We start from the raw sequence: 9440 nt of genomic DNA, 5'->3' as shown, positions 1-9440 counted from the left end.
CGGGGTGCCCGTCGGGTGAGGTGCAGACGCGGCTGCGGTTGGGTCAGGAGAAGGAAGCGATCCAGGCCGCTGCGGATTACCGGGACATTTTCGGTGCGGAGAACTTCTTCCTGGAGTTGATGGATCACGGCCTGGACATTGAGCGCCGGGTCCGCGAGGGTTTGCTGAAGATCGGTAAGGATCTGGGTATCCCGCCGTTGGCGACGAATGATTCGCATTATGTGACGAAGGATCAGGCGGATACGCATTCGGCGTTGTTGTGCGTGCAGTCGGGTAAGACGTTGAACGATCCGAACCGGTTCAAGTTCGACGGTGATGGTTATTACTTGAAGTCGGCCGCGGAGATGCGGGAGATCTGGGACTCCGAGGTCGAGGGCGCGACGAACAACACTCTGCTGGTCGCGGAGATGGTGGAGCCCTACGACGACGTCTGGGCCTACCACGACCGCATCCCGCTGTTCCCGGTCCCGGACGGCGAGACCCAGGAATCGTGGCTGCACAAGGAAGTCATGCGCGGCCTGGACTGGCGCTTCCCGAACGGCGTGCCGGACGGCTACGTCGAGCGCGCCGAGTTCGAGATGAACGTGATCAACCAGAAGGGCTTCCCCGCCTACTTCCTGGTCGTCGGTGACCTGGTGAAGTACGCGAAGGAGGTGGGCATCCGCGTCGGCCCCGGCCGTGGTTCCGCCGCGGGCGCGCTGGTCGCCTACGCGATGGGCATCACCAACCTTGACCCGATCCCGCACGGCCTGCTGTTCGAGCGGTTCCTCAACCCGGAACGCGCCTCGATGCCCGATATCGACATCGACTTCGACGACCGCAGGCGCGGCGAGATGGTGCGCTACGCGACGGAGAAGTGGGGCCACGACCGCGTCGCCCAGGTGATCACCTTCGGCACCATCAAGACCAAAGCGGCCATCAAGGACTCGGCGCGCGTGCACTACGGCCAGCCGGGGTACGCGATCGCGGACAAGATCTCCAAGGCGTTGCCACCGCCGATCATGGCCAAGGACATCCCGCTCTCCGGCATCGTCGACCCCAAGCACGAGCGCTACAACGAGGCCGCCGAGGTCCGCACGCTGGTCCAGAACGACTCCGAGGTCGCGAAGATCTTCGAGACCGCGCGCGGACTCGAAGGCCTGATCCGCAACGCCGGTGTGCACGCCTGCGCGGTGATCATGTCCTCGCAGCCGCTGATGGAGTCCATCCCGCTGTGGCGGCGCGACGACGGCTCGATCATCACCGGCTGGGACTACCCCTCCTGCGAGGCCATCGGCCTGCTCAAGATGGACTTCCTCGGCCTGCGCAACCTCACCGTCATCGGCGACGCCATCGAGAACATCAAGGCCAACCGCGGCGAGGACATCGACCTCGACACGCTGGAGCTCGACGACAAGCCGACCTACGAGCTGCTGGGCAGGGGCGACACCCTCGGCGTGTTCCAGCTCGACGGCGGGCCCATGCGGGACCTGCTGCGGCGCATGCAGCCCACGGCGTTCGAGGACATCGTCGCGGTCGGCGCGCTGTACCGCCCGGGTCCGATGGGCATGAACGCGCACAACGACTACGCCGACCGCAAGAACGCTCGGCAGAAGGTCAAGCCGATCCACCCGGAGCTGGAAGAGCCGCTCAAGGAGATCCTCTCCGAGACCTACGGCCTGATCGTCTACCAAGAGCAGATCATGTTCATCGCCCAGAAGGTCGCGGGCTACTCGATGGGTCGCGCGGACGTGCTCCGCAAGGCCATGGGCAAGAAGAAGCAGGAGGTCCTCGAGAAGGAGTTCGAGGGCTTCGAGAAGGGCATGCGCGAGCACGAGCTGCACTTCTCCCCAGAGGCCATCAAGGCGTTGTGGGACACGATCCTCCCGTTCGCCGGGTACGCGTTCAACAAGTCGCACGCGGCGGCCTACGGTCTGATCTCGTACTGGACGGCCTACCTCAAGGCGAACTACCGCGCCGAGTACATGGCCGCGCTGCTCACCTCCGTCGGTGACAACAAGGACAAGTCGGCGGTGTACCTCTCGGAGTGCCGCCGCCTCGGCATCAAGGTGCTGCCGCCGGACGTCAACGAGTCCGCGCTGCGCTTCTCCGCCGTCGGCACCGACATCCGCTTCGGCCTCGGCGCGATCCGCAACGTCGGCGCGAACGTGGTCGAGTCGATCATCAAGTCCAGGGAGCAGAAGGGGAACTACACCTCCTTCACCGACTTCCTCGACAAGTCGGAGCTGGTCTGCTGCAACAAGCGCGTGATCGAGTCGCTGATCAAGGCGGGCGGCTTCGACTCCTTCGCCAGCACCAGGCTCGGCCTGTTCCAGGTGCACGAGGAGGCGGTCGACGGGGTCGTCCCGCTCAAGCGCCAGGAGGCCATGGGCCAGTTCGACCTGTTCGGCGCGGGCGGGGACGACGAGGAGCCGAGCGAGGACGCCTCACCGCTGGCGCACCTGAAGATCTCCACCGAGGAGTGGCCGCGCAAGCAGCTGCTGGGATACGAGCGGGAGATGCTGGGCCTCTACGTCTCGGCGCACCCGCTGGACGGGGCCGAGCGCGCGCTGCGGCAGAACGCGCCGAGGTCGATCGCGGAGATCATCTCCGATCCGCCGAAGGAGGGCGAGATCGCCATCGCCGGGATGATCTCGGCGATGGAGCGCAGGGTGAACAAGAAGGGCGAGCCCTGGGCGATCGTCACGGTGGAGGACCTGGACGCCTCGCTGGAGGTGCTGTTCTTCCCCAAGTCCTACAGCGTGCTCTCCGATGAGCTGGTCGAGGACGCCGCGGTCGCGGTCAAGGGCAGGGTGAACTGGCGCGAGGACAAGATGTCGGTCTTCGGCTCCGGCCTGGTGACGCTGGACATCGCCGAGATGGACCTGACCCAGGACCCGCCGCTGGTGATCAAGCTGATGGCCGCGAAGGTGAACCCGACGCTGGTGGAGGACCTCAAGCACACGCTCAAGGCCCACCCCGGCGAGACCCCGGTGCACCTGAAGATCCAGAACAACCGCCGCGCGTTCACCCTCGCGGTGGACGACGGTTTCCGGATCAGCACCTCCGGCGCGTTCATGGGCGAGCTCAAGGCGCTGCTCGGCGCGGGCTGCGTCGGCTGAGCCACCTCCACGGCTGGTGCTCCCTCACCAGCCGTGGAGGCTGAACGGCACGCCGTCCGCGACGCGACGCAGCGCCTCGGCCGGATAGGCGATCACGTTGCGCGGCAAGGCATCCAGCGGGAACCAGGCGAGGTCGGAGCACTTGTGCGGCTCGCGGTTCACCGGCTCGCCCGTCCACGTCCACGCGCGGAAGAAGAAGCCGACCCTGGCCTCCTCGCCCGGCTTCCTGTGGTGCATGACGTGCACGCAGTCCAGCTCGTCGGGGTCCAGACCGATTCCGATCTCCTCGGCCGCCTCGCGAACCACGGCGTCCACAATGGACTCTCCGGCTTCGAGGTGGCCGGACACCAGGTGGTACCTGCCGTCCTCGTAGCCGGTGTTGTGCCTGCGGGACAACAAGATCCGGCCGTCCTCCACGAGCAGGAGGTGTACGTCGACGATGCTGCGGTGGCGCTCGCTCATCCACGCAGCATGCCCGGAGGGCTCACATGGTGAACGCGCGGTCCGTGGCCACGGCGGTCAACTGCTGCTCGGTCATCGTGGTTCGCGCGCGTCGCGACTGGAGCGGAGTGCCCTTGCCGGTCGGGTTGTAGTTGTACGCGGTGACGCGCACGACCACCCCGTCCAGGCGGTAGTGCAGCGCGCTGGCGATCACGTTGCCGGGGTCCTCCTTGCCGACGGCCTCGTTGAACACGAGCGCCGTTCCGTCGGCCAGCCTGTCGACTCGGCAGATGGTGTTGCGCACGGAGCTGTGCGGGTCGTCGGCGCACTCCTGGTCAGGGCCGGGAAAGGCGTAGCGCGCCGAGTAGACGCTGACGAGGACGGCGGTGTCGCCCTCCTGGTCGCGGAACTCGACGCCGCCCTCCAGCACGTTGGGCCCGGGATCGTCGGGACCCGCCGTGGTGGAGTCGAACGGCATCGCCCTGACGTTGCTCATCCCCTTGACCTGCTGAAGGAACTTCGGCACCACGACGTCGCGCAGCGCCCTGCCCCGAGCGTCGGCCTCGGCCTGGCTCAGGCGCTTCGGCGGAGCGAGGCCGGGAACCGGCCACGTGAAGTCGGGCCTCGACGGGGTCGTGGTGCTGGTCGGCGGAGAGGGCCGGGTGGCGATCTCCACGTCACCGCTCCTGCCGAGCCCGACGCTCTGCTGCACCGCGACCGCTCCCCCGACAACGGCGACGACGGCCGCCGCGACGGCGAAGGTGGCGCGCCGCCGCCGAACCCTGACGCCGATCCTGGTCACCGCATCGTCCGGGTCGAAGCCCAGCGGTGGTTCGTCGGAGACGGCGCCCCGCAGGCCGTCCCGCAGTTCCTTCTCGATCATGACTCCGTCCTCCCGCCGGTCAGGGCGGAGGAATCCAGCCCGGACCTGGCGATCACCGCCCGCAGGTTGTCCAACCCGCGGGCTGACTGGCTCTTCACCGTGCCTTCCGAGCACCCCATCGCGGCCGCCGTGTCGGCGACCGAGAGGTCCTCGAAGTAGCGCAGGACGAGCACGACCCGCTGCCGTGACGGGACCTCGGCCAGCGCGCGCAGGACGAGGTCCCGTGTCTGCGCGCGCTGGCCAACGGCAGCGGGATCACCATCGTGGTCGGCGACGTCCGGTACGACGCCGGTCCTGTCCTCCACCCTTCGCCAAGGGCGGCGGACCTCGTCCAGCCAGCAGCGCACCACGGTCTTGCGGACGTAGCGGTCGAGCGACTCCGCACCGCGGATGCGCCACCACGCCGAGTAGAGCTTGGTGAGTGCGTTCTGGACCAGGTCCTCGGCGAGGTGCCAGTCCCCGCACAGCAGGTAGGCGAAGCGGCGCATGGGCACCGCCTGCCTCCTGGCCATGTCTCGGAACCGGGCCTCGTCCTCGGACCGCATGATGGTGCTCCCTTCGCGCTACCGGCCCTACTCACGCGAGCGGAGCGCGGGAGGTTGCACGGATCAGGGAAGTTCCGCGCGCAGCACCCGCCGCGCGGCGCCACGAGGATCGGTGTCGGCCTCGATGAGCGCGTTGACCACGGTGCCGTCGATCAGCGCGATCAGCCTGGTCATCCCGGCGGAGGACATCGGCGCCCCGGCCTGCGCGAGGATCTCCACCAGCAGCGCGTGCAGCTCGTCGCCCATCTCCCGCATGAGCGGCGCGAGGTAGGGCCGCCGCCCGGAGCCGACGAGCCGTTCGTAGCGCAGCAGCACCACGTCGAGGCCGCCGTCGCGGGAGTTGTGCCCGAGCAGCATGTCCAGCACCAGCTCGCACAGCTCGTCGCGGCTCAGGCGCTCGTCACCGGACTCCGCGAGCTCGGCGAGCCGGTCCCGGCCCCACGCCAGCTCGGTGCGGCCGTGGTACTCCACCGCCCGCTCCACCAGCTCCTCGATCGAGGAGAAGTAGTAGGTGGTGGAGGCGAGCGGCAGCCCGGCGCGCTCGGCGACCGCCCGGTGCCGGATGCCCGCGAAACCGCTCTCGACGAGCAGTTCGCTCGCCGCCTCGACGAGGGCCTGGCGGCGGCGCTCCCCCTTGGGCGTGCTGGCCTGGCCGGTCCGCTCCTGGGTCGGGGCGGAGGGCACTTCGGTGGGCTCCGGCATGACCCTGCATGGTGCCAGTTCCCGAGGCATCAGTGCGCACCCCCGGCGAGCTGGAGCCCGACAACACCCCCGATGATCAACATGATCGAGGCGATCTTGAGCACCGACACCCCGTCGCCGAGCCAGATCATGCCGATCACGGCGGTGATGGCGGCGCCGATCCCGGTCCAGACCGCGTAGGCGGGACCGGCGGGCAGCTGCTTCATCGCCCAGGCGAGCCCGGCGAAGCTCGCGGTGGCCAGCACCGCGAAGGTGACCGTCGGCCACAGCCTGGAGAACCCGTCGGAGAGCTTGAGCGCCACCGCCCAGCCTGCCTCCAGCACCCCGGACACGATCAGCACGATCCACGCCACGGCAACCACCTCACCAATCTGGTACTAGCGTACCACTTTTGGTGAAGGGCGCTCGCGAACGCGGCAATGGCCGGCAGAACGTGCTCTGCCGGCCACTGCCATGGGGAGGGGACCCGGTGGTCTAGAGCTTTTCCGCGAGCTTCCTCGCGATGTCCTCGACCCGCCCGCTGAAGGGCGAGGTGATCGAGCCCTTCGCCGGTTCGCTCACCACCGTGAGCGGCCTGCCGCTCGGCGCGTAGGCCGATGCCGACGCGGAACCGGGCGGGAGGTCCTTGGTGCCGATGTCGTCAGAGCCGATCTTGGCGTCCGGCGGACCGAGGATCACCGAGACCACTCCGCTCACGCCGCCGTCGCGGACCAGGACCGACATCGCCCTGGAACCGGGGCCGCAGGAGCGGGCCGCCGGGGTCGGCGTGAGCCCGGCAGCGGCCGGGAGCTCGTGGGCGAGGGCGACCGCGAGCTCCCGGTCCGCCGGTCCGCACCCGGTCGGGGTGCTGCTGGTCGGTCGACCAGCTCTTCCCGGATCGTCATCCCCCTGCTTGGACGTCGACTCGGGAATGCTCTTGGGCGGGGCCTGGGTGGTCCTGCCCGGCGGAACCGGTCCGCTGGGCATCGGTTGGTTCGGTCCTGCTGTGAAAGGGACGAGGGGGGTGCCGCTGTCGGTTGCACCGTATTCGGAAGAATTTTGGGCGGCGGCGAGGCTGCCCTCGTCGGGTCCTGGGTTCAGCGCGTTCGCGCCGAACACGGCGACCCCCGCGAGCACCACGACGCCGAAGGCCGAGCCGGTCGCCACGCGCATCCGGTGCCGCGCGGTCGCCAGCTTCGAGGCTCCCAGTACGTCCTGCTCGTCGAACGATGCCGGTGGCGCTTCCCGCACGGCATCGCGGAACAGGTCCGCGAGCTTGTGCTCGTCCACCTAAATCCACCTCCTCGACCGGCGAAGGTCGCCGCACCCCGGCTCGGTACCGGTGTTCACGACGCCGAACGCAGGTCGTCCAGCGCGTCTCCCAGCGAGGTGCGCAGGGCTTCGAGCCCGCGCGCCGTCTGGCTCTTCACAGTTCCCTCGGTGCACTTCAAGGCCGCCGCTGTCGCCGCGACGTCCAAGCCTTCGAGAAACCTCAGCACGAGCACCGCCCGTTGCCTCGGCGGCACCTTGGCCAGGCCGGCGAGCAGCGTCTCCCGCGTGGCGACCGACTCGCCGACCTCGGCATCGGTGACGGGCGCGTCGGGGAACTCCTCGACGGTCCGCTCACGTCGCCACGGCCTGCGAGACTCATCGATCGAGGCTCTGACCAGCGTGCGCCGCACGTAGGCGTCCAGGGCTCCCTTGTCCCTGACCTTCTTCCACCGTCTGTGCAGCGCGACGAACGCCGTCTGAGCCAGGTCGTCCGCACGGTGCCAGTCGCCGCAGAGCAGGTACGCCGTCCGTCTCACAGCCTCGCGCCGTGCGACGAAGTACTCCGCGAACTCCTGTTCTTCGCGCTGGTCCACGCGGGACTCTCCGCTCGTCGTGTCTTGCACTGGTGGGACGGAGCGAGCCGTTCCCAGGGTTGCATCGTGCCGCACTCGAATTCCTCCTGGCCACCGGCCCGGGGTGATGATCTGATCGAGTGGTGAGCCCCGTGGACCTGCGCTCGGACACCGTCACCCGCCCCGACGAACGGATGCGCTCCGCCATGGCGACCGCCGAGGTGGGTGACGACGTGCTCGACGTCGACCCGACCATGCGGCGCCTTGAGGAGCGCGCGGCGGACCTGCTGGGCGTGGCCGCCGCGCTGTGGGTGCCCACCGGCTGCATGGGCAACACCATTGCTTTGATGACCCATATCCAGCGAGGTGATTCGTTCCTCGCGGTGCGGGACGCGCACGTGATCAACAACGAGCTGGGCACCCCCGCGTGGCTGGCCGGGGGCATGCCGCAGGCGCTGCCGGAGCTGACCCCGGAGGCCGTGCGCGCGGCCACGCTCACCGCCGGTCCCTACTACTCGATGCGCACCTCGTTGCTCTGCGTCGAGAACACCCACAACGCCGGGGGCGGCACGGTGCTGTCTCCCGAAGCGCACGCGCGGCTGGTCGCGGTCGCCAAGGAGCTGGGCCTCGCCGTCCACCTCGACGGCGCCCGCGTGTGGAACGCGGCCGTGGCCACCGGGGTCTCGCCTGCCGAGCTGACCGCGGGTGTGGACACCGTGCAGGCCTGCCTGAGCAAGGGCCTCGGCGCTCCGATGGGCTCGGTGGTCGGGGGCTCGGCGGACTTCGTGGCGGAGGCCAGGCGGATCAGGAAGATGCTCGGCGGCGGTGTGCGCCAGGGCGGTGTGGTCGCGGCGGCCGGACTCGTGGCGTTGGAACGGATCGAGGACTTGGCCGTCGACCACGAGAACGCGCGGGTGCTCGCGGACGGGCTCGCCGAGCTGGGTTGGCGGGTGCGCGCGCCCGAGACCAACATCGTGCTGGCCGAGGCGCCCGAGATGACCGTGCCCGCCGCGCTGGAGCGGCTGACCGAGCTGAAGGTGCTCGCCGGGCCGATGGCCGGGCTGGTCCGCTTCGTCACCCACCGGGACGTGGGCAAAGCGGACGTCGACGAGGTGCTGAACCGGATGAAGGGGTTGGCGTGGGCTGGATCGTCTTCGACTACGGCGAGGTCCTGAGCAGGCGTTCGACGATGCTGCCGAAGCACGCCGAGGTCTACGGCGTGGCCGAGGAGGAGTTCGCGCCCGCGTACTGGAAGGTGCGCGACGCCTACGACCGGGGACAGCCCGACCTGGAGTACTGGCGCGCGGTCGGCGCGGAGCTGGGCGTCGAGGTGGACGAGCTGACCTCGGCCGCGCTGACGGAGGCCGACATCTCCGGCTGGCTCGAACTCGACCCGGATTCGGTGGTGCTGCTGGACGAACTGGCCGAGGCCGGGGTGCCGCTGGCGCTGCTGTCCAACGCACCCACGTCCTTCGCCGCGGCCGTGCGCGAGCAGAGCTGGGCGAAGCGGTTCCGGCACCTGGTGTTCTCCGGTGAGCTGGGCGTCGCCAAGCCGGACGCGGAGATCTGGGCGGCGCTGCTCGACCAGCTCGGCGCGCCCGCCGCCGACTGCCTGTTCCTGGACGACCGGCAGGTCAACGTCGACGGGGCGCTGCGAGCCGGGCTGGACGCCGAGCTGTGGGCAGGCGCGACGGCGATCCGGCCGCGCCTGCGCGAGCTGGGCGTGCTGCCCTAGGGCGTGTGCCGTCCTAGTACTTGGGGGCCTTCTTCTTCACCGCGCCGTAGGCGGCGGTCGCCAGGAATGCGATGCCACCGATCACGGCCAGCCAGAACAGGCCCTTGAAGATGAAGCCGATGATGGTCAGCGCCAACCAGATGATCAGCAGCGTCGCGATGATGGCGAGCATGGTGTCCTCCCCTGAGTCCTCTTACTGGCTGAACGGTT

11 protein-coding genes are annotated in these 9440 nt (G+C 69.2%); 3 read left to right on the top strand and 8 right to left on the bottom strand.

Features of this window, described 5'->3' with window-relative positions:
- On the top strand, positions 1–3101 hold a 3101-nt coding region (dnaE, locus tag ABD798_RS09695; RefSeq protein WP_344872832.1), incomplete at its 5' end, for a DNA polymerase III subunit alpha.
- A 24-nt stretch (positions 3102–3125) separates the two neighbouring features.
- Here the strand turns inward: dnaE and ABD798_RS09690 are convergent.
- The 7 genes from ABD798_RS09690 to ABD798_RS09660 form a co-directional block, all read right to left on the bottom strand.
- Positions 3126–3563, bottom strand: coding sequence for an NUDIX hydrolase (locus ABD798_RS09690; RefSeq protein WP_344872830.1), 438 nt, complete (start codon positions 3561–3563; stop codon positions 3126–3128).
- Between the two features lie 22 nt (positions 3564–3585).
- Positions 3586–4425, bottom strand: coding sequence for a hypothetical protein (locus ABD798_RS09685; RefSeq protein WP_344872828.1), 840 nt, complete (start codon positions 4423–4425; stop codon positions 3586–3588).
- Complete coding sequence (locus ABD798_RS09680) at positions 4422–4970, bottom strand: RNA polymerase sigma factor (RefSeq protein WP_344872826.1); 549 nt, start codon at positions 4968–4970, stop codon at positions 4422–4424. Before ABD798_RS09680 ends, ABD798_RS09685 begins: the two co-directional genes overlap by 4 nt.
- A gap of 63 nt (positions 4971–5033) precedes the next feature.
- Positions 5034–5672 carry a TetR/AcrR family transcriptional regulator gene (locus ABD798_RS09675; protein WP_344872824.1) on the bottom strand — a complete coding sequence of 213 codons (639 nt, stop codon included), beginning with the start codon at positions 5670–5672 and terminating at the stop codon, positions 5034–5036.
- A gap of 29 nt (positions 5673–5701) precedes the next feature.
- Positions 5702–6025, bottom strand: a complete 324-nt coding sequence (locus ABD798_RS09670) for a DMT family transporter (protein ID WP_344872822.1) — start codon at positions 6023–6025, stop codon at positions 5702–5704.
- Between the two features lie 121 nt (positions 6026–6146).
- Positions 6147–6941, bottom strand: a complete 795-nt coding sequence (locus ABD798_RS09665; RefSeq protein WP_344872820.1) for a hypothetical protein — start codon at positions 6939–6941, stop codon at positions 6147–6149.
- A gap of 56 nt (positions 6942–6997) precedes the next feature.
- Positions 6998–7516, bottom strand: a complete 519-nt coding sequence (locus ABD798_RS09660; RefSeq protein WP_086827684.1) for a SigE family RNA polymerase sigma factor — start codon at positions 7514–7516, stop codon at positions 6998–7000.
- A 122-nt stretch (positions 7517–7638) separates the two neighbouring features.
- On the opposite strand from ABD798_RS09660, the gene ABD798_RS09655 reads away from it, so the two are divergent.
- Both ABD798_RS09655 and ABD798_RS09650 read left to right on the top strand, forming a co-directional pair.
- The gene (locus ABD798_RS09655; protein WP_344872817.1) at positions 7639–8670 is read left to right on the top strand and encodes a threonine aldolase family protein; all 1032 of its coding nucleotides are present in this window, start codon (positions 7639–7641) and stop codon (positions 8668–8670) included.
- Positions 8634–9230 carry an HAD family hydrolase gene (locus ABD798_RS09650; protein ID WP_344872815.1) on the top strand — a complete coding sequence of 199 codons (597 nt, stop codon included), beginning with the start codon at positions 8634–8636 and terminating at the stop codon, positions 9228–9230. The genes ABD798_RS09655 and ABD798_RS09650 overlap by 37 nt, the downstream gene beginning before the upstream one ends.
- Before the next feature lie 13 nt (positions 9231–9243).
- On the opposite strand, the gene ABD798_RS09645 is transcribed toward ABD798_RS09650, so the two are convergent.
- Complete coding sequence (locus tag ABD798_RS09645; RefSeq protein WP_344872813.1) at positions 9244–9402, bottom strand: hypothetical protein; 159 nt, start codon at positions 9400–9402, stop codon at positions 9244–9246.
- Positions 9403–9440 lie beyond the last annotated feature (38 nt).

This window comes from Allokutzneria multivorans (assembly GCF_039537405.1).
Classification (GTDB): domain Bacteria; phylum Actinomycetota; class Actinomycetes; order Mycobacteriales; family Pseudonocardiaceae; genus Allokutzneria; species Allokutzneria multivorans.
The sequence above is the reverse complement of the archived record's forward strand: the minus strand, read 5'-3'. Positions and strand labels throughout refer to the sequence as shown.